This is a genomic window from Paraburkholderia sp. RAU6.4a (genome assembly GCF_050435625.1).
GTDB classification, from domain to species: domain Bacteria; phylum Pseudomonadota; class Gammaproteobacteria; order Burkholderiales; family Burkholderiaceae; genus Paraburkholderia; species Paraburkholderia tuberum.
In genome coordinates, this window is the sequence record NZ_JBNDKQ010000002.1 from 1,139,973 (window position 1) to 1,164,837 (window position 24,865).

Annotated in this window: 25 protein-coding genes, 1 tRNA gene and 2 pseudogenes; 13 read left to right on the top strand and 15 right to left on the bottom strand. The window is 64.2% G+C overall.

The annotated features are described in order from the left end of the window. Positions 1-184: 184 nt before the first annotated feature. Positions 185-754, top strand: a complete 570-nt coding sequence (locus OKW40_RS09915) for a lysozyme inhibitor LprI family protein (RefSeq protein ID WP_429489512.1) — start codon at positions 185-187, stop codon at positions 752-754. Between the two features lie 82 nt (positions 755-836). Here the strand turns inward: OKW40_RS09915 and OKW40_RS09920 are convergent, their stop codons facing one another. Then, positions 837-1,127, bottom strand: a complete 291-nt coding sequence (locus tag OKW40_RS09920) for a helix-turn-helix domain-containing protein (protein ID WP_090800890.1) — start codon at positions 1,125-1,127, stop codon at positions 837-839. A 48-nt stretch (positions 1,128-1,175) separates the two neighbouring features. After that, the gene (locus OKW40_RS09925) at positions 1,176-2,609 is read right to left on the bottom strand and encodes a PLP-dependent aminotransferase family protein (protein WP_090800892.1); all 1,434 of its coding nucleotides are present in this window, start codon (positions 2,607-2,609) and stop codon (positions 1,176-1,178) included. 151 nt (positions 2,610-2,760) lie between these two features. On the opposite strand from OKW40_RS09925, the pseudogene OKW40_RS09930 reads away from it, so the two are divergent. After that, positions 2,761-5,098: pseudogene (locus OKW40_RS09930) on the top strand (FdhF/YdeP family oxidoreductase). Between the two features lie 56 nt (positions 5,099-5,154). Here the strand turns inward: OKW40_RS09930 and OKW40_RS09935 are convergent. The 3 genes from OKW40_RS09935 to OKW40_RS09945 form a co-directional block, all read right to left on the bottom strand. Continuing rightward, on the bottom strand, positions 5,155-5,658 hold the full coding sequence (locus OKW40_RS09935) for a M48 metallopeptidase family protein (protein WP_187612949.1): 504 nt from the start codon (positions 5,656-5,658) through the stop codon (positions 5,155-5,157). Positions 5,659-5,894: 236 nt separating this feature from the next. Beyond that, complete coding sequence (locus tag OKW40_RS09940) at positions 5,895-6,191, bottom strand: hypothetical protein (protein WP_184063824.1); 297 nt, start codon at positions 6,189-6,191, stop codon at positions 5,895-5,897. Beyond that, entirely contained in the window at positions 6,191-6,634 is a 444-nt protein-coding gene (locus tag OKW40_RS09945) for a hypothetical protein (protein WP_184063821.1), read from the bottom strand. The genes OKW40_RS09940 and OKW40_RS09945 overlap by 1 nt, the downstream gene beginning before the upstream one ends. A 352-nt stretch (positions 6,635-6,986) precedes the next feature. Between OKW40_RS09945 and OKW40_RS09950 the strand changes: the two genes are divergently transcribed. Together OKW40_RS09950 and OKW40_RS09955 are read left to right on the top strand one after the other, a co-directional pair. Further along, positions 6,987-7,988, top strand: a complete 1,002-nt coding sequence (locus OKW40_RS09950; protein ID WP_429491943.1) for a DUF2515 family protein — start codon at positions 6,987-6,989, stop codon at positions 7,986-7,988. 83 nt (positions 7,989-8,071) lie between these two features. Continuing rightward, complete coding sequence (locus tag OKW40_RS09955; RefSeq protein WP_260321354.1) at positions 8,072-8,617, top strand: flagellar biosynthesis sigma factor; 546 nt, start codon at positions 8,072-8,074, stop codon at positions 8,615-8,617. A 152-nt stretch (positions 8,618-8,769) separates the two neighbouring features. Here OKW40_RS09955 and OKW40_RS09960 read toward each other — a convergent pair. Together OKW40_RS09960 and OKW40_RS09965 are read right to left on the bottom strand one after the other, a co-directional pair. Continuing rightward, positions 8,770-9,831 (bottom strand): annotated as a pseudogene (locus OKW40_RS09960) (tyrosine-type recombinase/integrase). 214 nt (positions 9,832-10,045) lie between these two features. Then, positions 10,046-10,130, bottom strand: a tRNA-Leu gene (locus OKW40_RS09965). Between the two features lie 144 nt (positions 10,131-10,274). On the opposite strand from OKW40_RS09965, the gene OKW40_RS09970 reads away from it, so the two are divergent. The 7 genes from OKW40_RS09970 (at position 10,275) to OKW40_RS10000 (ending at position 17,589) form a co-directional block, all read left to right on the top strand. Then, a complete protein-coding gene (locus tag OKW40_RS09970) occupies positions 10,275-11,369 on the top strand; it encodes a substrate-binding domain-containing protein (RefSeq protein WP_429489515.1) in 1,095 nt (364 codons plus the stop codon). Between the two features lie 84 nt (positions 11,370-11,453). Further along, a complete protein-coding gene (locus OKW40_RS09975) occupies positions 11,454-12,536 on the top strand; it encodes an ABC transporter substrate-binding protein (RefSeq protein ID WP_429489517.1) in 1,083 nt (360 codons plus the stop codon). Continuing rightward, on the top strand, positions 12,537-13,358 hold the full coding sequence (locus OKW40_RS09980; protein ID WP_429491945.1) for an ABC transporter permease: 822 nt from the start codon (positions 12,537-12,539) through the stop codon (positions 13,356-13,358). A 50-nt stretch (positions 13,359-13,408) separates the two neighbouring features. Then, on the top strand, positions 13,409-14,323 hold the full coding sequence (locus OKW40_RS09985) for an ABC transporter permease (RefSeq protein ID WP_429489519.1): 915 nt from the start codon (positions 13,409-13,411) through the stop codon (positions 14,321-14,323). Next, positions 14,320-15,366 (top strand): ABC transporter ATP-binding protein, encoded by a 1,047-nt coding sequence (locus OKW40_RS09990; RefSeq protein ID WP_429489521.1) that lies wholly within the window; start codon positions 14,320-14,322, stop codon positions 15,364-15,366. The genes OKW40_RS09985 and OKW40_RS09990 overlap by 4 nt, the downstream gene beginning before the upstream one ends. Positions 15,367-15,423: 57 nt before the next feature. Continuing rightward, positions 15,424-16,248 (top strand): phosphodiesterase, encoded by an 825-nt coding sequence (locus OKW40_RS09995; protein WP_429489523.1) that lies wholly within the window; start codon positions 15,424-15,426, stop codon positions 16,246-16,248. Between the two features lie 141 nt (positions 16,249-16,389). Beyond that, positions 16,390-17,589, top strand: coding sequence for an MFS transporter (locus tag OKW40_RS10000; RefSeq protein ID WP_429489524.1), 1,200 nt, complete (start codon positions 16,390-16,392; stop codon positions 17,587-17,589). Positions 17,590-17,662: 73 nt separating this feature from the next. On the opposite strand, the gene OKW40_RS10005 is transcribed toward OKW40_RS10000, so the two are convergent. The 5 genes from OKW40_RS10005 to OKW40_RS10025 form a co-directional block, all read right to left on the bottom strand. Continuing rightward, entirely contained in the window at positions 17,663-18,094 is a 432-nt protein-coding gene (locus tag OKW40_RS10005; RefSeq protein WP_090800917.1) for a response regulator, read from the bottom strand. A gap of 20 nt (positions 18,095-18,114) precedes the next feature. After that, positions 18,115-18,747, bottom strand: coding sequence for a response regulator (locus OKW40_RS10010; RefSeq protein WP_090800919.1), 633 nt, complete (start codon positions 18,745-18,747; stop codon positions 18,115-18,117). A 162-nt stretch (positions 18,748-18,909) separates the two neighbouring features. After that, positions 18,910-19,455 carry a ferritin-like domain-containing protein gene (locus tag OKW40_RS10015; protein WP_429489526.1) on the bottom strand — a complete coding sequence of 182 codons (546 nt, stop codon included), beginning with the start codon at positions 19,453-19,455 and terminating at the stop codon, positions 18,910-18,912. A gap of 208 nt (positions 19,456-19,663) precedes the next feature. Further along, positions 19,664-19,825: a DUF1328 domain-containing protein gene (locus tag OKW40_RS10020; RefSeq protein WP_006052455.1), complete on the bottom strand. Its 162-nt coding sequence runs from the start codon at positions 19,823-19,825 to the stop codon at positions 19,664-19,666. Positions 19,826-19,917: 92 nt separating this feature from the next. Then, on the bottom strand, positions 19,918-20,094 hold the full coding sequence (locus OKW40_RS10025; RefSeq protein ID WP_090805380.1) for a DUF1328 family protein: 177 nt from the start codon (positions 20,092-20,094) through the stop codon (positions 19,918-19,920). 40 nt (positions 20,095-20,134) lie between these two features. Here OKW40_RS10025 and OKW40_RS10030 point away from each other — a divergent pair, with 40 nt between their 5' ends. Continuing rightward, complete coding sequence (locus OKW40_RS10030) at positions 20,135-21,772, top strand: sensor histidine kinase (RefSeq protein ID WP_429489528.1); 1,638 nt, start codon at positions 20,135-20,137, stop codon at positions 21,770-21,772. Positions 21,773-21,990: 218 nt separating this feature from the next. Continuing rightward, a complete protein-coding gene (locus OKW40_RS10035) occupies positions 21,991-22,128 on the top strand; it encodes an entericidin A/B family lipoprotein (protein WP_018421109.1) in 138 nt (45 codons plus the stop codon). A gap of 203 nt (positions 22,129-22,331) precedes the next feature. On the opposite strand, the gene OKW40_RS10040 is transcribed toward OKW40_RS10035, so the two are convergent. From OKW40_RS10040 to OKW40_RS10050, 3 genes are all read right to left on the bottom strand, one after another. After that, a complete protein-coding gene (locus tag OKW40_RS10040; protein WP_429489530.1) occupies positions 22,332-23,261 on the bottom strand; it encodes an EamA family transporter in 930 nt (309 codons plus the stop codon). Between the two features lie 432 nt (positions 23,262-23,693). Next, the gene (locus OKW40_RS10045) at positions 23,694-23,936 is read right to left on the bottom strand and encodes a pentapeptide MXKDX repeat protein (RefSeq protein WP_184063782.1); all 243 of its coding nucleotides are present in this window, start codon (positions 23,934-23,936) and stop codon (positions 23,694-23,696) included. A 92-nt stretch (positions 23,937-24,028) separates the two neighbouring features. Beyond that, entirely contained in the window at positions 24,029-24,832 is an 804-nt protein-coding gene (locus OKW40_RS10050) for a molybdopterin-dependent oxidoreductase (RefSeq protein WP_184063779.1), read from the bottom strand. Positions 24,833-24,865: the final 33 nt, after the last annotated feature.

Genomic DNA, 24,865 nt, shown 5'->3' on the forward strand with positions numbered 1-24,865 from the left:
TCATATAGACGTTGCGCCTACTTCATGACACGCGAAGGTGCGCGAGCGCCGACCTGGGCCGGCAGCCCGCGCGGCAACATCTGGTAACGACCCGCCCGAATTCCCGCGTTGTTCGGACGTCCGCGAGGCGCGCGACCGGTCGATCATCGGCGGCATGATCAACCGATGCACCGCCCGGACCCTGATGACCCTCTTCCGCTCCCTCCTGATCGCCGGACTGCTGCTCGCGCATCCGTACGCCAACGCTGCGAGTTTCGATTGCCAGCGCGGCCGCTCGCCGGCCGAGCGCATGATTTGCGGCGACGCCGCCCTGTCGACGCTCGACGACACGTTGGGCCAACTCTACTGGAAGGCACGTCGGCGAGTCGCCCAGCGCCGCGCGTTCATCGACGACAGCGACAGCAAGTGGGCCTGGCGCGAAGCGAACTGCCGCGACGCCGCGTGTCTGCGGACGTGGTACGCGACGCGTATCGACGAATTGCAGCGACTGCTGGCGAGCCTGCCGAGCGGCGCGCGGCACGCGGCGTCCGTGGATGCGGATGCGCACTCCGATCCGTCGACACTGCAATGCACGGCCGCGCAGCCCGACCTTGTGGTGAACGAGCAGTGTGCGAGCGTGATCGGGCAGTCCAGCAAGCGGTGGAAGTATCAGCCGCGCGATGCCGACTGGTTCTGCGGCGTCGCCACGCTCGAGGCGGCGGACATGGCGCCATCGCGATCACAACCGCAGGTGCAGGCGAGCGTCGGGCAATGAGACGGCGGAGCGCGCTGACTACGACAACAATCAACCCGTGCGCCGGATCAATTGCGCGCCGGTGGCAGTTGCGCCGGGACGCTCAGCCGGCGGCCGACGGCTCGCCGCCCTCGCTCGTGCCGAACAGCTCCGCGCAAAGCTGCGCGCCGATTTCGCTCAGCGACGCGGCTCCGGTGCCATCGTCGTGGAACATCGTATCGACGAGACCGCTTCCCGAGAGCGCCGTCAATTGCCGCCGCAAGCTGCTCATCGGCACGCCGGCCTGCTTCGACAGCTTCGCGAGCGACCACGCGCGCCAGGGTGTCTCGCGATGCGCGCGCCATAGCTGCGCGAGTATCGCGGCGAGTTGCGGGTCGATGTCGTCGTCATCCATGTCGGTCTACCTGTCGTGATGTGTCGTTTGGCATCGCCGTAGCGCCTGTCACGCCATCGCCGTAGCCAGCTCACCGAGCGTCTTCAACGCCGCTTCGGCCTGCGCGGTCCACGGATAGCTGTAGTTGAGCCGGATGAAGTGCCGAAAATCGTTGCGCGTCGAAAACATCATCCCCGGCCCTACCGTGATCCCGCGTTCGAGCGCCGCCTGATAAAGCCGCATCGAATCGATCGCAACGGGCAACTCGACCCACAGTACGTAGCCGCCCCGCGGCGTCGACACGCGCGTGCCGACCGGGAAAAAGCGCAGCACCAGCGCGCTCATGATGCTCGCCTGCTGCCGGTACACGCGGCGCAGGTGCCGCAGATGGCGGTCGTAGCCGTCCTGACGCAAATAATCGGCGACCGCGATCTGGGGCACCGACGGCGTCGTCAGCGTATTCAGGAACTTGAGCTTCTCGACCTGCGCGCGATAGCGCCCCGGCAGCGCCCAGCCGATCCGGTACGACGCCGTCAGGCTTTTCGAAAACGACGCACAGTGCAGCACGAGCCCCTGGGTGTCGAAGGTCTTCAGCGTCGACGGCCGCGTGTCGCCGAAATACAGCTCCTGGTAGACATCGTTCTCGATCGCCGGAATCTCGTGCGCGGCCAGCAGTTCGACCAGTTGCCGCTTGCGCTCGTCGGACATGCAGAAACCGAGCGGATTCTGGAAATTCGGCATCACCATGCACGCGGCGATCTTCTGCCGCGCGATCGCCTTCGCGAGCGCGTCGATGTCGATGCCGTCGACCGGATGCGTCGCCACCTCGATCGCGCGCATGCCGAGGCGCTCGATGGCGTGCAGCATCGCGTAGTAGGTCGGCGACTCGACCGCGACGGTATCGCCCGGCTTGGCGACCGCCTGCAGGCTCAGGTTGATCGCCTCGGTCGCGCCGAGCGTGATCACGATTTCGCCCGGATCGACCGGCAGACCGTTTTCCGCATAGCGCCGCGCGATCTGCCGGATCAGCTCGGGGTTGCCCGGCGGCAGATCGTCGATCAGATTCCAGCTCGCGTGCCGCCGCGCGATCGCGTTGGCGTACTGGTTGATGCGCCGCCACGGGAACAGCGACGGATCGGGATACGGCGAGCCGAACGGCACGGCGTCGTGCGCGCGGATGCTGCGTAGCGTCGACAGCACGAGCCGGCTCACGTCGACCGTCGCGGGCACCGGCGGCGGCGCGGACTTGCGGCCCGCGCGGGCCGCGGCGGGCGCCGGCGCGAGCGCCCGCGCGGCCGCGTCGCGCACGAAATAACCCGACTGCGGCCGGCTCTCGACGATGCCGCGGCTCTCCAGCAGCGCATACGCGTGCAGCACCGTCTTGATGCTGACGCCGTGCTGCTGGCTCGCCTGACGCACCGACGCAACCCGCTCGCCGGCCGCGAACACGCCGCGGCGCACGGCTTCGGTGATTTCGTCGGCGAGTTTTTCGTAGAGCTTCATGCGATTCGGCTGGATTCGGGCGGCTTCAGGCATCGTTGCGCAACTGTACTCCTGTTCTTTCCGATTTTCTGTATCCGACGTAGTTTGTGGAACACAGTACGATCTCCGGCATTGGTCTGCAAACCCTGTCGAATCTGTCCACCGCCACGTCATGAAGAAGAACGAAACACAAGCCGAAGCCCGCATCGAGCCGTACAAGCACCCCGCCGCTGGCTGGGGCGCGCTGAAGTATGTCGCCATCAACTTGCTCAAGGAGAAGGTCGCGGGCGGCAACTACCGCACGCTGCTCAAGCAGAACCAGCCTGACGGCTTCGACTGCCCCGGCTGCGCGTGGCCGGATCGCGAGCACGCGTCGACATTCGAGTTCTGCGAAAACGGCGTGAAGGCCGTGGCCGCCGAGGCCACCGGCAAGCGCGTGACGCCCGCGTTCTTCGAGCGGCACAGCGTCGCGGAGCTGATGACGCAATCCGACTTCGAACTCGAGCAGCACGGCCGCCTGACCGATCCGCTCGTCTACGACGCCGCGCGCGACCGCTATGTGCCGATCGGCTGGGACGACGCATTCGCGCTGATCGCGAGCCATCTGAAGCGTCTCGACGATCCTGACCGCGCCGCGTTCTATACCTCGGGCCGCGCGAGCAACGAAGCCGCGTTCCTGTACCAGTTGTTCGTGCGCATGTACGGCACCAACAATTTTCCCGATTGCTCGAACATGTGCCACGAGGCGACGAGCCGTGGCCTGCCGCACACGGTCGGCATCGGCAAGGGCACGGTCACGCTCGATGACTTCGAACACGCGGATACGCTGCTGATCTTCGGCCAGAATCCGGCCACCAACCATCCGCGCATGCTCGGCGAGCTGCGCGAATGCGCGAAGCGCGGCGCCACGATCGTGTCGATCAATCCGCTGAGGGAGCGCGGCCTCGAACGCTTCGCGAGCCCGCAGCAACCGGTCGAAATGCTGACGATGGGCAGCACGAAAATCAGCTCGGTATTCATCCGTCCGAAGGTCGGCGGCGATTTCGCGCTGATCAAGGGCGTCGCCAAACGCGTGCTCGAACTGGATGACGAAGCGCTCGTGTCGGGCCTCGAGCGCGTGCTCGACTTCGGCTTCATCGCCCAGCACACAGTCGGCTTCGCTGCCTTCGCCGACGATCTGCGCGCCGAGCGCTGGGACACGATCGTCGCCGAGGCAGGCGTGCCGCTCGACGAGGTGCTGAAGCTCGCCGATATCTACGTGAAGGGCCGCGCGGTGATTTCGACCTGGGGCATGGGTCTCACGCAGCACAAGAACTCGGTCGCGACGGTACAGCTGCTGTCGAATCTGATGATGATGCGCGGCAATATCGGCCGGCGCGGCGCGGGGCTGTGCCCGGTGCGCGGCCACTCGAACGTGCAGGGCGACCGCACGGTCGGTATCGAAGAAAAGCCTACTGAAGCGTTTCTCGACAAGCTCGGCGCAGCCTACGACTTCGCGCCGCCGCGCGAGCACGGACTCGACGTCGTCAACACGATTCAGGCGATGCTCGACGGCAAGGTGAAGGTGTTCATCGGGCTGGGCGGCAATTTCTCGATCGCGACGCCGGACACGCCGCGCACGTGGGACGCGATGCGCGCATGCGATCTGACCGTGCACGTGACGACGAAGCTCAATCGCAGCCACCTCGTGCATGGCCGCGACGCGCTGATCCTGCCGACGCTCGGACGCACCGAGATCGATGTTCAGAATGGCGTGGCGCAAGGCGTCAGCGTCGAGGATTCGATGAGCATGGTGCACATCTCGTATGGGATGAACAAGCCGGCGTCGGACAATCTGCTTTCCGAAGTGGCGATCGTCGCGCGCATGGCGCATGCGACTTTGGGCAGCGGCAAGGTGGACTGGCTCGCCCATGCGGCCGACTACGCGCTGATTCGCGAGGGCATCGCGAAGGTGATCGACGGTTTCGACGACTACAACGAGCGTCTGAAGAAGCCGGGCGGCTTCCATCTCGGCGTCGCATCGCGCGATCGCATCTGGAAAACGCCGAGCGGCAAGGCACAGTTCATCGTCCACGCGATCGCGCTCGACACGCCGATTCATCAGGCGAAGAAGCAACATGGCGAACGCCTGATGACGCTGATGACCACCCGCTCACATGATCAGTACAACACGACGATTTACGGTCTCGACGATCGCTATCGCGGCGTCTACGGACAGCGGCGCGTGCTGTTCGCCAACAAGGACGATCTCGCGATGCTCGGGTTCGCGGCTGGTCAGCGCGTCGATATCACGAGCGTGTGGGCCGATGGCATCGAGCGACGCGTGGACGGTTTTCTGCTCGTCGAGTACGACATTCCGCGCGGCTGCCTCGGCGCTTATTATCCGGAGACGAATCCGCTGGTGCCGCTCTCCTCGGTCGCCGATGGCGCGGGTACGCCGACGTCGAATGTCGATTCCGGTGTTGTTGACGGCGTCGATGGTGGAGGATGCCGCGGAACTGGCGGCTTGAAGTCAGCTCCGTTTGTCGCGCCTGTCGCGCCTGCCGCGCCCGCCGCGCGGCGTACCTCACACGGTCTTCTTCGCCAGATCGCGATGTGTCAGATACAGACGTAGATCGAATTCGATCTGTTGGTAACCCGGCTGCATGAACTCGCACAGACGATAGAACGCTTTGTTGTGGTCGCTTTCTTTCAGATGAGCGAGTTCGTGCACGACGATCATCTTCAGAAACTCCGGCGCCGCGGCCTTGAATAACGACGCGATGCGGATTTCCTTCTTCGCTTTCAGCTTGCTGCCCTGCACGCGCGAAACGCTCGTGTGCAGGCCGAGCGCGTGACGCATCACGTCGAGTTTGCTGTCGTACGTGACCTTGTCGATCTGATCCGCGCTGCGCAGGTGTTCGCGTTTGAGTTCCGCGCAGTACTCGTAGAGCGCGCGGTCGGTTTGCACCTCGTGCGTGCTCGGGTACTTCTGCGCGACGTAGGAGCCGAGCTGATCGGCGGCGATCAGCTTTCTCACCTTGTCTTGCAGCGGTGCGGGGTAGCCGGTGAGGTATTTGAGGGGGAACATGAAGGCGGAGTGAGGTTGGCGGGGTTGATGTTACGCATGGTCCGGCCTGGCGACAAGTTTGATTCTTTCCGGACGACTTAAGGCGCGTAGGCGTGCATGTTGTCGATGATCTCACCGCCTGATTCAACGCCTCCATCGTCGTGCAAGATGGCGTTGTCGTCACCGCGCAATTGATTCGCTCGCTTCATCGCATCAATCACCCTGCATGCTTGACGTCGAGCGACTACAAGAATGCACTATTCGCCAGACGGCTTCGCTGGTGTCCAGACCATCGGGGCTTCAGTCGTGATCTGCAAGCGAGACCTCAAGTCAGGATTCGAAGCGGCAAGGCTCAGGACCGCCAAGCCCCCCAGCTTCCGCGCGTCCTCGTCTGTAAATGGAGCGTCGGAGTGTTCAGCGGCATCCGGCGGCACGCTGATTGCCATGACGCGATCAATCGCGGTTTGAACGAACTGTCGCGGCACAACGCAGAATTTCACCTGTCCCGTGTGTTCGTCGAAAAAACTGATAAACGCGGTTTGTCGTTGACTCATCAATAACCTCTACAGGTCTGGTAATTCGCGAATGCCCGTTGCGCGCACAGCGCATAAGTGCGCGGGTCTTGGAATATTGCGCCAGCAGCAGAACAGGCTGTCATTTCCGCATGATATATCGCGTCGCACTCAGTTTCCTCGGCCGCGCTGACTCCGCGCGCCGCGATCTGCTGCACATCGCCGCTCGGCGCGTCCGGTGCGTACTCCAACGGCTTTGCATTGCCGAGATTCTGCGGCACGCGCGGACTGTTGCCATGGAGCGAGCTTGCGATGTCCGCCTCGGCCGGTTGTTGTGTGCGGGCAGGCGCTGGACCCGAACCTTTTTCCCGCTGCTTGCGTATCGCCTCCACACACTTGCGCATGTCGTCCCGCTCGGGCACAAACAGCAGGTTGCCGTTCTTTACTTCGTCGTACAGGGCTTTGGCGACCTGATGGTTGGTCATCCTGTACATATGAAAGCGGTTGTCACTCCCCCCGACAACGGCGACAGCGATCGCTGGCTCCTTGTTATCGCGCCGCCGCTCACGACTCACTAAACCCGATGGTCACCATCACCATTGTTTTGACAATCGTTAAACAAAATATCGACCCTGTCCTATTGAATGCCCCCTCCTGTTTGCGCTAGCTTGGCGCAGGGTGATCCACAGCGCTCACCCGTCGAAGGTGAGGCCATTTTATGATTCGCTCACGAAGCGGAGAGCCGAGAGAGTCGGCATGCCCTCACCCAGAACTGCGCGCCGAAATATGGCATCGGCCTTGCGCGGCGTCGGTACAACACCAACGCGAATAACGAAGATGCAAAAGTGCGATAACCCAAGGTGTCCGGTCTGTTACCCGAACTGGAAAGAGGAAGAGGCCGCCGCAAAAAAGCGAGCGGAAGAGGACAAGCAGGACTGTATCGACTGCTGGCGCTTCTATCAGAAGAAGGCCGAGGCCATCGTATCCGTTGACGATCCGATTGCGCGTAACCGCAGCATCAATGCGGCGTATGCACAACTCTGGTGGGATGACCGACGTTTCCAGTGGGCCGGACTCGCGGCGTTCGCGTCGAAGCAGGTAGGATGCGGGCTGCTCAATGCCGCCGAGATGATCGGCAAATCGGCTTCGGACAGCGTTGCCAATTTGCGCAAGGTAGCGAGTGTTGGCCCGGCTGCATGGATGACGGCCTACGGGGCACAGTCGGCGGTGAGTGCTGCGACCGCCGAAAGCGGTGCCAAGGTCTATCAGATGCTGGCAAAGGGCAACACGTCGCTGTTTCTCGACGTTTGGCCGCTGCATATGTTCTACAAGAAGTTTGGGCTTGCGCGATTAAAGCGATGCTTACCCGAACGCAAACTCTTGCGCAGTTCCGTCCTGTGGCCGATTGAGAACAGTGTTCCGTTCGCGGAGGAAAGGCCTCAGATTTTGAGCGCCTTCTCCGCAATTGATAGTGGCCGCATTGCAGATGGTGTCAAAGACCTGGCAATACACGAGCAAATCAACATCTTGCAACCGGCCATGTACAACGATCCAACATTCGCGTTGCTGATGCGCGCCAACCAGTTCGCATGGGCATTGCATATTCCGACTGGATCGGCGCGGGAAATCCAGCTTGCCTTTGCGAATCAGTGTACGGTGACGGGGGCCAACGCCAAGAACGAAAGATTCAGCAAGGAGCCTCTCGCAAATCTTGCCGATCCACAGCAGCGCATGACATTTGTTTTGCGAGCCGCACAGCGTTTCGACCAACTGCTACACGATCCGCTTAAGAAATATGACGTAGAAAATTCCCTTTATCTCATCGCGCATGCAAGGTAAACATGCTGAGTCGAAAAATCAGGTGGTTTAGATATCTCGTTTGCACCGTAGTTGGCTGCGCTGCCTTATGGGGACTGCTCGCAATGGCAAAGCCTGTTGATGAGGTCGTGCTGACGCTAGGGGAACCCTATGAACAGGTGCGTAAGCAATCGCACTCGACGTTACCGCCGATTGAACCCAATACAAGCTGGGCTGGGGTGCTGATACGCCCTGCAAAACTCCGATTTGTTGATCCACACTATGATTTCGTAACGCCGGCCGCGAAGTTTTTCATGGTTCAGTACGACCAGAAAGGCAAGGTCGAATCGCTTGTACTCTCGCCGCAAGTCGAAACATTACCGCTTGATGAATCAATGGCGATCCTTACGGACCTACAGAACCAATTCAGGCGGGGCGGGTGGAAACCTTTTCACTCTTCGGCCAATCGCCCCATCGAAGACACTCAGGCGACACGCAATACAATTCGGGCGTGCGACGCACCCACGACACGATGGCAGGCCGGCAACAAATATCAGGTTTCCCTCAATATCCGATGCTTTCGGACAGACGGCCGACCAAACGACGAGCGCTACCTGATTACCCTCGACCTTAATTTTCCGGTGTTTGAGGATAACCGCGACGACTATTAACCGGTAGTTCGCGAAGCCGATGAGTACAAGTGGTCCCGCTTCGGCGGGACTTTCTGTTTAACGTCACGTAGGTCTCAGTGAGCAAAGACATGCGCCGCCCACGCTTCCATCATCGGGAGGTGCTGTTCCAAAAGATTGTCCCGCTGAGGTAGTCAGGCGACCGTCCCGCCTTTGATCGGAATGACTTCGGCCCCGGCCTTGATCCGGTCACGGTAATCGGCCCACTCCTGCATCATCTCGCGGCGCTCGCGAATGAATTTTGTGCGGTTGTACGCCGAACCAAGGTTATCCGGTACGGCGTGCGCGTCGCGCGCGCCTGGGAACACGTAGCGGCCGCTACCCGTCAGCGCCCGCAGTTCGCGCAGGATCGCGACGGCCTGTGCCGCCAGTGGCACAAGATGATCCGTGTTGGTTTTCGTGACGCGGTAGCGCCATTCCCCCTTGTCCAGATCGATCTGCGCCCATTCAGCCTGTCTCAGTTCGCCGGGACGCACAAACAGCATGGGCGCGAGCCTGAGCGCGCACAAAACCGGGAACGTGCCGGAAAAGGCATCGAAGGCCCGCAACATCTCCGAGACCTTGGCGGGCTCGGTGATCGAGGCGAAATGCGTTGTCTGTGCAGGCGGTATTGCGCCAACCAGATCGCGTGCCGGATCGGTTTTGCAATAGCCCTCCTTGATCGCGAAACGGAACACGGGGCTTGTTTCGCTGCGCAGACGGTGAGCCGTAAAGCGGGCGCCCCGGCTATCCACGCGTTTAAGGACTGCCAGAATCTCGGGTGCGTCAATTTCCGCGATGGGTCGCTTGCCAAGCTAGGAAAACGCGTCATTCCTGAAACGCGCAAGCGTTTTTTCACACTGCCCGCTTTCAACGGACTGACCGCGCTCTTCCATCCAGGCGAGCGCAACGGCTTCGAATGAATTGGCAGCAGCAAGGCGGGCGGCGCGTTTCCCGGCCTTTTTGGCTTCCCCCGGATCGATGTTTGCTGCCAGTTTTTCGCGGGCGTCGTCCCGACGCTTGCGGGCATCGGCAAGCGGCACGTCTGGATAGACGCCAAGTGCGGGGCTCTTTTCCTTTCCGGCAAAACGGTACTTGAAAATCCATCGCTTGCTGCCCGTTGGCGTGACAAGCAGCAGCAGGCCGCCACCGTCGTACAGCTTCTGCTGTTTTTCACCCGGCTTCGTGTTACGGATCGTGGCATCGGTCAGCGCCATGTCTGCGTCTCCGGTTGTCGCGCCGCTGCGGGGGTCGTTTTCCATCCGACGGGCGCTTGAAATCCGACGGGCGCTTGAATCGTGGCAACCCCCGAAACGACCCCCTGGGTTGTAATCGCTGGTGAACCCTTGGAGACTACAGCAAACAAAAGCCCCGCTCAGCGCTAGCTGTCGGGGCTTCGTGGTGAACCGTTGAAATCCGTTGGCGAGTATTTGGTGCCGGGGACCGGACTTGAACCGGCAAGCCCGAAGGCGGCGGATTTTAAGTCCGCTATGTTTACCAATTTCATCACCCCGGCAGAGGTGGCAATCGCGCGTGGTCGCGAATTCTACCATCGCCTCGCGGCAGCCCCAAAAAAGCGCCCGACACCCGCATTCATCCCCAAGTCACAAACGTTGCCGATAATCCGCTCACGAAAACGATTACAGCGGGCCGAAAACCGATGACGCCGACGATCAAGGATGTCGCCGCCCACGCGGGCTTTTCCATCGCCACGGTATCGCGCGCGATCAACGCGCCGCACACCGTGAACCCCGTCACGCTCGACAAGGTACGTCAGTCGATCAACGCGCTGAACTTCCGCCCGAGCCCGCTCGGCCGGCTATTGCGCGGCGAGCGCACGCGCCTCGTCGGTGTCGTTCTGCCGACGCTCGCGAACCCGGTGTTCGCCGAATGCCTGCAAGGCATCGACGATCTCGCGTCAGCGCAAGGCTATCGGCTGATGCTGATGACCACGCAGTACGACGTGGACCGTGAACGTCACGCAATCGAAACGCTGCGCGAGCATCGCGTCGAAGGACTGATCCTGACCGTCGCCGATGCCGACACCCATCCGCTGCTCGACGAACTCGACCGCGACGGCCTGCTATACGTGCTGATGCACAACGACACGGTGCGCCGACCGTCGGTGTCGGTCGACAATCGCCTCGCCGCCTACGACGGCGTGCGCCGGCTCATCGCGCACGGCCATCGCCGCATTCTGATGCTGGCCGGCTCGTTCGCGGCCTCGGATCGCGCGCGTCAGCGGCATCTCGGCTACACGCAGGCGATGCAGCAGGCCGGCCTCACGGCCGCGCCCGCGCTCGAAGTCGATTTCAACGCCGACGAACTCGCGCCGTCCGTGCTCGCGCACCTGACGCACGGCGCAAACCGTCCGACCGCCCTCTTCTGCAGCAACGATCTGCTCGCGATGGTCGTGATGCGCGGCCTGCGCCGCGCGCGTCTGAGGATTCCGCAGGATATGTCGATTCTCGGCTTCGACGGCCTCGCAATGGGCGAACTGCTGTCGCCGGCGCTCGCGAGCATCTGCGCACCGAATCGCGAAATCGGCTGTGCGGCGTGGCAGCGCCTGCTCGCACGCATCGGCGGCGCGCGCGACGAGCGCGCGTTCTGCGCAACCTCGCGCGCGTTGACGCTGCCGCACAGCCTGCGCGAAGGCGCGACGATCGCGGCGCTCGGCTCGCACGCGAACCTCGACGGAGCGTCGCCGACCCACGTCCCGAGCGCTGCGGCCGCCACCGAAAAACCGCTCGCATAAGAAGCCCAATGAAGGCACGCGCATACGCGCGCCCTGGCTGTCATTCCCAACCCGCGCAACCCATCCGACACAGGGAGACCCGCAGTGCCCCGCTCAACCTCACGCTTCGCATCCTCGCTCATACCGCTGTGGCAAAAACTCGCGCGCTCCGCCGCGACCGCACTGCCGGCGAGCCTGCTCGTCGCCGGCGCGGCGCTCGTCGCGCTCGCGCCGCAAGCCGCGCGCGCCGACGAAACCGCGATCTGCTACAACTGCCCGCCCGAATGGGCCGACTGGGCGAGCCAGATCAAGGCGATCCAGCAAAAGACCGGCATTCGCGTGCCGTTCGACAACAAGAACTCAGGACAATCGATCGCGCAACTGATGGCCGAGCAGAAAAGCCCGGTCGCCGACGTCGTGTATCTCGGCGTATCGTCGGCGTTCCAGGCCAAGGACAAGGGCGTGATCCAGCCGTACAAGCCCGCGCACTGGGACGACATTCCCGCCGGCCTGAAAGACCCGCAAGGCTACTGGTTCACGATCCACTCGGGCACGCTCGGCTTCTTCGTCAACAAGGACGCGCTCGAAGGCAAGCCGGTGCCGCGCTCGTGGGCCGATCTGCTGAAGCCCGAATACAAAGGCATGATCGGTTATCTCGATCCGTCGAGCGCGTTCGTCGGCTATGCGGGCGCGGTCGCGGTAAACCAGGCGCTCGGCGGCACGCTCGACAACTTCGAGCCGGGTCTCGACTGGTTCAGAAAGCTCAAGGCGAACGCGCCGATCGTGCCGAAGCAAACCGCGTACGCGCGCGTGCTGTCCGGCGAAATTCCGATCCTGCTCGACTACGACTTCGACGCGTACCGCGCGAAGTACAAGGATCACGCGAACGTCGAGTTCGTGATTCCGCAGGAAGGCACGATCTCGGTGCCGTACGTGATGAGCCTCGTGAAAGGCGCGCCGCACGAAGCGAACGGCAAGAAGGTGCTCGATTTCGTACTGTCCGACGAAGGCCAGAAGCTGTGGGCGCAGGCGTATCTGCGGCCGGTGCGCGCGAGCGCGATGAGCGCCGAGACGGCTGCGCAGTTCCTGCCCGCGAGCGAATACGCGCGCGCGAAGCCGGTCGACTTCGCGAAGATGGCCGACAAGCAGTCGAGCTTCGGCGAGCGCTATCTACAGGTGATGCATTGAATCGAAGTCACGTTCCCGCTGCGCTGGCGCATCGCGTTGCTCGCGCCCGCGCTCGCGGTCTTCATCGCGTTCTGGCTGCTGCCGATGGTCGCGCTCGCGCAGCTCTCCGGCGGCGGCCATGCGTTCGCGACGTATCGCGCAATGCTGACGAATGCGCGTTACATGTCGAGCCTTGGCGCGACCGTCGTGCTGGCGGCGGCGGTCACGGCCGCCACGCTGGTGCTGTCGGTGATCGCGGGGCTGCTGCTCGCGCGTCGAGAGTTCGCCGGCAAGCGCCCGCTGCTCGCGCTGCTGACGTTTCCGCTCGCGTTTCCGGGCGTCGTCGTGGGCTTCATGGTCATCATGCTGGCGGGACGTCAAGGGTTGATCGGCGCGCTGTCGCTGAAACTCGCGGGCGATCGCTGGGTGTTCGCGTATTCGATGAGCGGCCTGTTTCTGGGCTATCTGTACTTCTCGATTCCGCGCGTGATCGTCACCGTGATGGCATCGGCGACCAAGCTCGATGCATCGCTCGAAGAGGCCGCGCGCTCGCTCGGCGCATCGCCGTGGCGCATCATGCGCGACATTGTGTTGCCGGCGCTGTCGCCCGGACTGATCGCGGCGGGCGCCGTGTGCTTCGCGACCGCGATGGGCGCGTTCGGCACGGCGTTCACGCTCGCCACCGACATCGACGTGCTGCCGATGACCATCTATACCGAGTTCACGCTGAACGCGAACATGGTGACGGCCGCGGGCCTGTCGATCGTGCTGGGCATCGTCACGTGGGCGGTGCTGGCGATCGCGCGCAGCGCGAGCGGTTCGGGCGTGGCGGCGAGCGCGTGAACGGCGCGTCGCCGGAGCCGCGCGTTCGCGAACGCAACGACTACCTACCCATGAACTCAATCACCGCCCCTTCGCCGTCTTCGCAACCGGCAGCGGGACCGCGCGCGCGACGCGCGTGGCCTTCCACGCGAACATGGCTCGCCGCGGGTCAATGGTTCGTCACACTGCTGCTGTGCGCGTTCCTGATCGTGCCGGTCGTCATGTCGATCGTCGCCGGGCTGACGGTCAACTACTTCAAGGGCGTGTCGAGCGGACTCACGCTGCGCTGGCTCGTCGAAGTGTGGATCCAGTATCACGACTCGGTGTGGCTGTCGCTCGAAGTGGCCGCGGCGACGCTCGTCGTCACGCTGCTGACCGGCGTGCCCGCGGGCTATGTGCTCGCGCGCAGCAAGACGCGCTTCGCACGCATCGTCGAAGAGTTTCTGGTGCTGCCGATCGCGCTGCCCGGCCTCGCATCGGCACTCGCGCTGCTGGTGATCTACGGCGGCTTCACGGCGTTTCGGATGAGCGCGGCATTCATCGTCGTCGGGCATGTGGTGTTCACGCTGCCGTTCATGGTGCGCGCGGTCGCGGCGGTCTGCGCGAGCAGCGATCTGCGCACGCTCGAAGAAGGCGCGGCGAGCCTCGGCGCGAGCTTCTTCACGCGCTTCGTCACGATCGTGCTGCCGAACGCGCGGCCGGGCATCGTCGCGGGCGCGCTCGCGGTGCTCACGCTGTCGATCGGCGAATTCAACCTCACGTGGATGCTGCACACGCCCGACACGAAGACGCTGCCGGTCGGCCTCGCCGACACCTACGCGTCGATGCGCATCGAGATCGGCAGCGCGTACACGATCCTGTTCTTCATCATGACGATGCCGCTGCTCGTCGCGATGCAATGGCTCGGCGTCGATGCGACCGGCCAGCGCAGCGCGTCGAAGAAGCGCGGCGCCGCCTCTTCCCCGAAGCCCATCGACACGCCATGAAACTGACCTCGGTTCCCATCACGCTCACGCAGTGCGCCAAAACGTTTCGCGGCACGCGCGTGCTCGAACCGCTCGACCTGACGATCGGCGCGGGCGAAACCCTCGTGCTGCTCGGACCGTCGGGCTGCGGCAAGACGACGACGCTGCGCCTGATCGCGGGCCTGGAAACACCTGACGCGGGCGGCCGCATCGCATTCGGCGACGACGACGTGACCACGCTGCCGATCGAAAAACGCGCGGTCGGCATGGTGTTCCAGAGCTACGCGCTGTTTCCGAACCTGACCGTGCGCGGCAACATCGGCTACGGTCTGAAGATCAAACGCGTGCCGGCCGCAGTCGCGCGACAACGCGTCGACGAACTGCTCGGCATGATGCGGCTCAACGCGCACGCCGACAAACCGATCGATCAACTGTCGGGCGGCCAGCGTCAACGTGTGGCGCTCGCGCGCGCACTCGCGGTGCAGCCGCGCGTGCTGCTGCTCGACGAACCGCTGACCGCGCTCGACGCGCGTCTGCGCGACGCATTGCGCAGCGAGATGAACGCGCTGTTGCGCGAACTCGGCATCACGACTGTCTACGTGACGCACGATCAGGCCGAAGCGATGGAGCTCGGCGATCGCATCGTCGTGATGAGCGCGGGACGCATCGAGCAGATCGGTTCGCCGCGCGACATCTACTATCGTCCGGCCAATCGCACGGTCGCGCAGTTCGTCGGCACGATCAACCGTGTCGCGGGCGAGCCGCGCGACGGCATGCTCGCGACGAGCGGCGGCGCCGTGCCGTTGCCCGCGCATGCGTCGAACGCACGCGGCGCGCACGAAATCTTCTTTCGCCCCGAGGATGCCCGGCTCACCGACCCCGCGCGCGCGCAGCTGCGCGGCCAGATCGAAAGCACCGCGTTCCTCGGCGAACGCACGCGTCTGACGATTGGCGGTGCCGCGCCCGAGCCGCTCTTCGTCGACGTCGCGGGCCGCATCGAGCTTGCGCGCGGCACGCCGGTCGGCATCTCGATCGAGCCGGACGCACTGATTGCGCTATCGTAGGTAAAAACAGCGCCGCATCCTGGCGCCCGACACGAAGCAACCCGAAGGACCTCTGTCATGCTGCTGGCTCAAATTAGCGACCTGCATATCAAGCAACCCGGCGCACTCGCGTATCGCCGCGTCGATACCGCCCCCTACCTCGCGCGCTGCGTCGACGCGCTCAACGCGCTCACACCGCGCCCCGACGCGGTGTTGATCACCGGCGACCTCGTCGATCAGGGCGACCCGCAGCAGTACGCACACCTGAAAACACTGCTCGCGCCGCTCGCGATCCCCTACTTCCTGATGGTCGGCAATCACGACGAACGCAACGCGCTGCGCGCGGCGTTTGCCGAGCGCGAGGAATTGCTGAGCGGCGGCGAGTTCGTGCAGTACGCGCTCGACGTCGGCCCGCTGCGCGTGATCGCGCTCGATTCGCTAGTGCCCGGTTCGAGCGCCGGCATGCTGTGCGACACGCGGCTCGCGTGGCTCGAGCGGCAGCTCGATGCGGCGCGCGGCAAGCCGGTCGTGGTCGCGCTGCATCACCCGCCGTTCGCGTGCGGCATCGGGCATATGGACGAGATCCGGCTCGACCGGGCGGCGTCGCACAAGCTCGCGGCGTTGATCGCTCAGCATCCCAACGTCGAGCGCGTGCTCTGCGGGCACGTGCATCGGTCGATGTTCGTGCGCTTCGGCGGCACGATCGCGAGCGCGATTCCAGCGCCCGCGCACCAGGTGGCGCTCGATTTTCGCGAGGACGGACCGTCGGCGTTCGTGATGGAGCCGCCCGCGTATGCGCTCCATTACTACGATCCGGCGACGGGCATCGTCACGCATCATGCGTATGTCGACGCGGCCGACGGCCCGTATCCGTTCTACGACGCTGGCGCGTTGATCGACTGAACCGCCGGACACACTTCGCAACCGCCTGATACCGGCTGCGCGGGCGAGCCTCGCGCGGGCGTCAGCACGAACCCCGCCGCTCCGGTATGATCGGCACGCTTGAGGACCGCGCATGGGCCGGTCCGTCGATCCGCCCCTGTCATGTCCACTTCCGACGCTTCCACTTCCGCTTCCTCCGCCCGGTCGTTGCGCGGCGTGTTGCTGCTGCTCGCGACGATCGCCGGTGTCTCGGTCGCAAACATCTATTTCAACCAGCCGCTGCTCGATAACTTCCGCCAGTCGTTTCCGGGCAGCGCGTCATGGGTCGGCGCGGTGCCGGCCGTCACGCAGCTCGGCTACGCCGCCGGCATGCTGTTGCTCGCGCCGCTCGGCGATCGCTTCGACCGGCGTCTGCTGATCCTGCTGCAGATCGCCGGCCTGTGCGTCGCGCTCGTCATTGCGGCGTCGGCACCGACGCTCGCGGTGCTGATCGTCACGAGTCTCGCGATCGGCGTGCTCGCGACGATCGCGCAACAGGCGGTGCCGTTCGCGGCCGAACTCGCGCCGCCGTCCGAGCGCGGCCACGCGGTCGGCACCGTGATGAGCGGCCTGCTGCTCGGCATCCTGCTCGCCCGGACCGCGGCGGGCATCGTCGCCGAATACTTCGGCTGGCGCGCGGTGTTTGGCGCATCCGTCGTCGCGCTGCTCGCACTCGCGGTCGTCATCATTTTGCGTTTGCCGAAGAGTCAGCCCACCTCGACGTTGCCGTACGGCAAGCTGCTCGTGTCGATGTGGCACCTGGTAACCGAGCATCGCGCGCTGCGCGAGGCATCGCTGACCGGTGCGGCGTTGTTCGGCGCGTTCAGCATTTTCTGGTCGGTGCTCGCGCTGCTGCTCGCGGGCGCGCCGTTTCATCTCGGGCCGCAGGCGGCAGGGCTGTTCGGTATCGTCGGCGCGGCCGGCGCGCTGGCCGCGCCGCTCGCCGGCAAGTTCGCCGACCGGCGTGGACCGCGCGCGATCATCACCGTGTCGCTCGTGCTGATCGTGATCGCGTTCGTGATCTTCGGTGCGTCGGCGAAGAGCATCGCGGGCCTCGTGGTCGGCGTGATCATTCTCGACATCGGCGTGCAGGCCGCGCAGATTTCGAATCAGTCGCGCATCTACGCATTGAAGCCCGATGCGCGCAGCCGCGTGAATACCGTGTACATGGTCGCGTATTTCATCGGCGGGGCGCTGGGCTCGGGTGTCGGCGCGATCGTGTGGCCGGTGTTCGGGTGGATTGGCGTGACTATCGCGGGGATCGCGTTTGCCGGGCTCGGCGCGTGGAATCATTTGCGGTTGCCGGCGCGGGCTGGGCATTGAGCGTCCGCTTCGATCTCTGATCGATGCCGGCGCCGCTCGGAGGCCGCACAATTTGGGCCCACGCGGGAAACGTTCACACCCCGCCACCCCGCCCCAACGCATACTCATGCAGCGCATCGAGCACGCGATCGAACTCGAACGATTTGTCGTAAAAGTGCCGCACGCCATACTGCTCGCAGCGCTCGCGGTACGCGGGCAACGCGTGATTGGTCAGCACCGCCGCGAACATCGAATCGATCAGCCCCTCGCGCTGCAGATATGCGAGCACCGGCACGCCCGAGCCCAGCTTCAGCTGCAAATCGACGATCACCGCGTCGAACGCTTCGTCGCCGAGCAGCGCGATCGCCTGATCGGCGGAATCGGCATAAGCGGCCACGCGCAGCAGGCCCGACGCATCGATCGCCTCCACGAGGCTGCGGCGGATCAGCGGCGAATCCTCGATCAGCAGCACGCGCAACGGCGCGCGGCTGGCTGACTCGGTAGCGGGGTTCGGTTCGCTGTTCATCGGGATATCTCGATCGTCCGTCAGTCGATCAGGCCATTCTTGATCGCGTAATACGTGAGGTCCGCGTTGTTCGCGAGACGCATCTTCTCGAGCACCCGCGCGCGATACGTGCTCACCGTTTTGACCGACAGATGCAGCTCTTCGGCAATCTCGGTCGGCAACTGGCCGGCCGCGAGCTTGCAGAAGATCTGGAATTCGCGCTCCGACAGCGCTTCATGCGGACGCCCGGCGGCAGGCTTGTCGAGATTGTCGGCAAGCGTATCGGCGACCGCCTCCGACAGATAGCGATGCCCGCGCGCGACCGAGCGGATCGCGCGCACGATTTCTTCCGGCTCGCAGTCCTTGTTCAGATAGCCGCTCGCGCCCGCGCGCAGCAGATTGATCGCGTACTGGCTCTCGGGATAGCCCGATAGAATCAGCACGCCCTGCTCGGGACGCACCTGCTTGATCACACGCAACGTATCGATGCCGTTCTTGTCAGGCATCGCGATGTCGAGCAGCACGACGTCGAATGCCTGCTCGCGCACGAGGCCGATCGCTTCCTCGCCGGTGGCGGCCTCCGCGGCGACGCACATGTCCGGCTCGTCGGCGACGAACTGTCTGAATCCACCTCGAACGATCGCATGATCGTCAGCTATCAGCACTCGAATCATCGGTTGGGTTCCGTGCAAAGGGAGTCGCTCCGATGCGGACATGGTAATGATCCGGGGCCACGGCCGGACGCGCAATGCGAGGGCGGCTTCGCACCGCAGCTGCCGGCATTCCCGAGTTCGCCCGCGACCCGATCCTTCGACGCTTGCCTGTCGCCTGGCGCGCTACTCGCGCCCCGCGAGCAGATCCGCCATATCGTCGGCATGTTCTTCTTCGACCGCGAGAATCTCCTCGAACAGCCGGCGCGTGGTCACGTCCTTCTCGCCGAGATACCGTGCGATCTCGCGGTACGTGTCGATCGCGATGCGCTCCGCGATCAGGTTCTCGCGAATCATGTCGGTCAGATCGGTGCCTTCCTTGTATTCCGAATGCGCGCGTGCCTTGATGCCGTCCGGCGCGAAATCCGGTTCGCCGCCAAGCTGCACGATGCGCTCGGCGATGCGATCGGCGTGCTCCTGCTCCTCGGTTGCGTGCTCGGCAAATTCCCTCGCGACCGCTTCGGAATTGATGCCCTTCGCCATGAAGTAATGGCGCTTGTAGCGCAGCGTGCAGACGATCTCGGTGGCGAGCGCGTCGTTGAGCAGCTTGAGCACCGTCTCGCGATTCGCGCCATAGCTCTGCGTGACGGGACCATCCGACATATGCTTGCGCGCGTCCTCGCGGATCTTCTTGATGTCCATCACGAACGTGTCGCCAGATTGCTTCGTCATCGAACTTCTCCTTTATCCGGTATTGGGTGAATCGCGCATTAGCACGAATCGCGCCTGGTGCGCCCAGGGTGGAATGACGGCGCGCTTCGAACGCGGGCGCCTTAATCGGGGATTCAAACGCCGCGCGTTCACGCGCCTTGTTGACTACCTGTTCCTACATTGCGTACTTCGCTGCCTACCTCATGTTGCGTTCATCCGGCTCGCGCGGCTAGGTTCGAAACACGCCGAGCAGCAACGTGACCACGAACACGACGAGGAAGATGTAGAACAGGATCTTCGCGATTTCGGCCGCGCCGGCCGCGATGCCGGTAAAGCCGAACACGGCTGCGATGATCGCAATCACGAAGAAGACGATGGCATAGTGAAGCATGGCATTTCTCCCTTTTGTTGCCTTCCAATCGACTACCAGCAAATCGCTCGCCTGCTGTGAGGGCGCGGCTTGCCGCCACCGCGATGGCCGCGCTAATCGATCATTTTCTTCGTCACGACGAAGCCCAGCACGAGGAACACCACGCACAGCACGACAAAGACGAAGAACAGGAACTTCGCGATCGCCGCCGCGCCGGCCGCGATGCCGGTGAAGCCGAGAAGACCGGCGATCACCGCGACGATCGCGAAGAACAGTGCCCACTTCAACATGATGGCTTCCTCCCGAAACATTGCATGAACGATCGGGTCCATGCTATCGATGCGCGGCGCCGCGCGCATTCCGACGCTCGCCGTTTTTCGTGTGAGAATCCGCTTACATTGGATTACGACGACATTACGCGCGGCTTTGCGCGATGCCGGAGTCGACGCCGGTGTCGATGCCCTCTTTCCGGAGCCGAAAGTGTCGAATCTGCAGAACCCGCCGGAACAAGCTGGCGCTCGCGCCACGGCGCGGCTCGCCGAGTGGATGCGCAATCGCAGCTGGGCGATCGCGATGACGGTGGCGATCGTGATCACGGTGGGAGGCCTCGTGATTCTGGAGACCGCGCGTCAGCGCATCACCGCCGAGTATGAGACCGCGCTTGAAGCGCGCGACGTCACCGTGCGACTGAGCACACTCGCGAGCGAGCTGTCGCGCCTCACCGCGCAACAAAACCAGTTTCTTCTGACGAAGGACGACGCATCCGCCCACGCGTTCTGCGCGAGCGCCGCGCGCATCCGCGACACCACCCAGCAGTTGGACCACTTCTATCGCGGCGGCCGCGCGGACAGCGCGGAACTCGCGAGCTTCACGCAGATTCTCGCGCTGATCGACGCGCGCATCGGCGCGGGCGCCGCCGCCATGCAGCACGCCGCGCCGCATCCGCTCGATCTCGGCGCATGCGGGAGCGCGAGCGACATCAACCCGGCGGACGCGTCGTTGATCGACAGTACGCTCGCGCTGCTGCGCGACAACGAGGAGCGCCGCGCTCAGCACGCGCTGGCCGCGAGCCGCGCCGACCAGCGGCTGTCGACGCTGTGCGCGGCGGGTCTGTCGGCGCTGAACATCGTGCTGTTCATCCTGCTGTTTCGCAATCTCGGCATCCAGATCGACCGGCAGGCACGCGCGCAGCGTCAGTTGATCACGCAGCAGGAGGAACTCGACCAGCTCGTCAACGAGCGCACGCGGCAGCTCGAAGCGCTCGGCTGGCATCTGCAGGCGGTCAGCGAAAACGAAAAGACCCAGCTCGCGCGCGAGTTGCACGACGAACTCGGCGCGATTCTGACCGCATGCCGGATGGACGTCGCATGGGCGCGCCGCAAGCTGAAGGACAGCGAGCCGGACATCGCCGACAAGCTGCAGCGCGCACTCGCCAATCTCGACCAGGGCATCGCGTTGAAGCGGCGCATCATCGAGGACATGCGACCGACCGTGCTGGCCAATTTCGGGCTCGTTACCGCGCTGCGCACGCTCGCCGACGAAGCCGCGCAGCGCAACAACTGGACGCTCGAGCTGCACCTGCCCGCCGACGATATCCAGCTCGACGAGCAGACCGAAATCGCGCTGTTTCGGGTCGCACAGGAATCGCTGACGAACGCCGCCAAGTACGCGCGGGCCTCGAAGGTCGGAATCGCATTGCGGGTCGGCGACGGCGAGGTCGCCCTGCATATCGCGGACAACGGCGTCGGCATCATGCCGGCCGACCTGAAGCGCACACATACGCACGGCCTGCTCGGCATGCGTCAGCGCGTGGCCGCGCATGGCGGGCGCTTCGACATCCGCCGTGGCGCGCAAAACGGCACCGACATCGACGTCGTGATGCCGAGCGCGAGCGCCGCGACGCCTTCGGTCGACCAGCCGCTGACGTCGCCGGCCACGCCGCCCACTTCGTCGCAAAGCCCCGTCTGACAGATGCTCGCCGCAGCGCCCCCAAGCCGTTGTAGGAGTGCGCCGACGCAAACACCGGAGCACGCCTACGACAAAATCGCGGCACGGCCGACAGCGCCGCCCCCGCCCTTTTTTTACCATGCAAACAGGCCGGTTCGAAACCGGATCGAGACCTGATCGACTGGCATGGCCCCGGTCGGACGACATCAACCGATGCATTCTCGACAAGGAGAAGTTTCATGACTCGACTGATCGCTTTGCTAGTGCTCGCAGGAACTGCCATGCTTGTCACCGGCTGCAACACGATGGCGGGCGCTGGCGAAGATATTTCGAAGGGCGGCCACGCCATCACGAACGAGGCGGATAAGGCGAAATAAGCCGGCACATGGCAGCAGGATTTGCAAAGCCCGTCGCGGGATGCCGCTGCGGGCTTTTTTTTCGTGAATGATTGCGTGCTGGCTGGCACTCGACGCGACGCGTTTTCAGAACGCGATGAAACGGCACGGCGATCCGCGAGGGCGCGGAGCTGGCGGCAAGGCTTTGACAGCGGGCGCGCGGTTCGACGAGAACCGCGCCGCTATCAGGCGCTGCGCTTCTTCCGGTAATCGAACCAGAAAGACAGGCCGACGCTGATCAGAATCACGATCGTCGCGATTACGGTCGAGCGGGTGACCGGCTCGCCGAGCAGCAGCGCGCCCAGCGCGACCGCGACGACCGGATTCACGTACATGCAGCTGCTCGCGATGATCGGGCTCGTGCGGCGAATCAGATAACCGTAGGCGACGTACGCCGCCATCGTCCCAATCAACATCAGATACAGGAACGCGACGAGAGGCAGAAAATGCAGCTCGAGCATCCGCTCGCCCGACGCCCACGCGACCAGCGTCGACATCGCGCCGCCGAGGCCGATCTGCAGCGAGGTCGACAGAAACAGGTCCGACGGCAGCTTCAGCTGCCCGGCCAGATGCGCGCCGCCGGCCCAGAACAGCGCGCCGCACAGAATCGCGAGACTGCCGCCCGTCGAGCCCGGCGTGCTGTCGCCGTGACTCAGAATCACGATGCCGGCGAGCCCCAGCCCGACCGCGAACCATTCGCCGCGGCCGATCTTGCGTCCGGCGACGACCGCGATCACGGTCGCGAACAGCGGCACGGTCGCGACCATCACGGCCGCGGTGCCGGTGCCGACCGTGCGCATGCCGTAGGCGAGCATGCCGCTCGACAGACCCACCAGCATGGTGCCGACGAGGCCCGCGTTGCGGATTTCGGCGAAGCTCGGCCAGATCGGCTTGCGGCGCGCGGCGAACACGAACAGACCGATGCCGGCGAACAGGTTGCGCAAGCCCGACATCAGCAGCGGCGGGAACGAGCCGAGTGCGACGTGCACGCCGAGGTACGTCGAGCCCCACACCAGATAAACGACGGCAAGCGCGAGCGCGATCCGCCCGTTGCGCGACTGCGGCAGACGCAGCGGCCAGCCGCGCGGAGAAAAAGCTGAACGTTGCAGCGACATGCTTCAGTCCGCCGTCGCCACTCGACCCGCGCGATGCGCTCGATGCCCGCGAGGCGCCGAGCCTGCGTCGATACCTTTCGGGCGGGATGGCGGGCACCGCATCGGCGATGCGGTCGGACGGGCGAGGCTGGCGGACATGTCGGTGGAACGGGAAGACGATGGGCGGCGCCGGAAGCGCCAGAAACGGCGGTGGCGGCCGCGCCGGTCAGAACGACACGATGCAACGCGGCCGCGCTGCGCGGCCGCAAGCTTGGCAAAGCCCCGGCGCGCACCGCATTATGCAGTAAGCGCCGAGAACGCCACGCGAGAGAATCGTAACTTTTGGGTTTCCCGCAACAGAAAAGCCGGGGACGCATCCCCGGCTTGCGGTGTCGGATCCGTTCGATGCGCGGCCGTGCATCGGCAGGATCGCTAAGCGCCCTCGGCGCCGACTCAGTTGCCCATCGCGCCCGACGCCTCGTGTTTCATCGCGTCGCCGCCCTTTTTCATCGAGCCGTGCTTCATCGTGTCCTTTTTCATGCCGTCCTTCGACATGCTGTCTTTGGACATCGAATCTTTCGACATCGCATTCTTCGACATCTCATCGTTCGACATCGCGCCGCTCGCCTGCGCGAAGGCCGCGCCGCCGCTTGCCAGCATCAACAACGCGATCGTGGTAACTGCAATCTTCTTCATGGGATGACTCCTTGGTGGTGGATGAATCGAAGCCGGCGAGAGCCGGCGTGCTTCCGAAGCCGCTGCCGCAAGCGCGCGTGCGCCCGCATGCGTCAGGAGCCTCCGAACCAGTTGTAGCCCTGGTCGACCCAATAGCCGCCGGGATACGTGTTGGTGACGAATATTTCGACGATGTGCTTCGGATTCTTGTAGCCGAGCTTGGTCGGCATGCGCAGCTTCATCGGGTAGCCGTATTTCGCGGGCAGCCGTTCGCCGTCGTAGGAAAACGTCAGCAGCGTTTGCGGATGCAAAGCGGTCGGCATGTCGATGCTTTCGTAGTAGTCGTCCGCACATTTGAAGCCGACGTACTTCGCCGTCGTGTCCGCGCCGACGCGCCGCAGAAAATCGCCGAATGGCGTGCCGCCCCAGCGGCCGATCGCGCTCCAGCCTTCGACGCAGATATGTCGCGTGATCTGCTCGCCATGTGGCAGCGCGTACAGCTCGGGCAGCGTCCACACGCGCTGGCCGGTCACGAGGCCGCTCAGCTTCAATTGATAATCTGAGCCGTCGACGTGCGGCACGTCGTCGATGCCGTAGTACGCGTTGAAGGGAAACGGCCGCGTGATCTGCGCTTCGGTGTAGGTCGGCGCGAGCTGCTTCGGATCGAACAGCGCGGCCTGCGCGCGATCGTTCAGCCGCGACACGGCTGTCAGGAAACGGTTCACGGAAGCGTCGTCGGTCAACGAGCAGCCGGTCAGCATCGACAGGCCGCCGAGCGTCAAGAGCTGCTTGCCGAACAGGCGTCGCGACGGCATCGCCAGTTCGCGCTTCGCATCGAGCAGGATCGATGCGCGGTCGAGCTTGTGGCTCACACGATGTGTGGATGGGTCCGCTGGTTTCTCTATCGGCTTGTTCATGATTCGGTATCCGTTTGGAATTCGCGTTGCGAT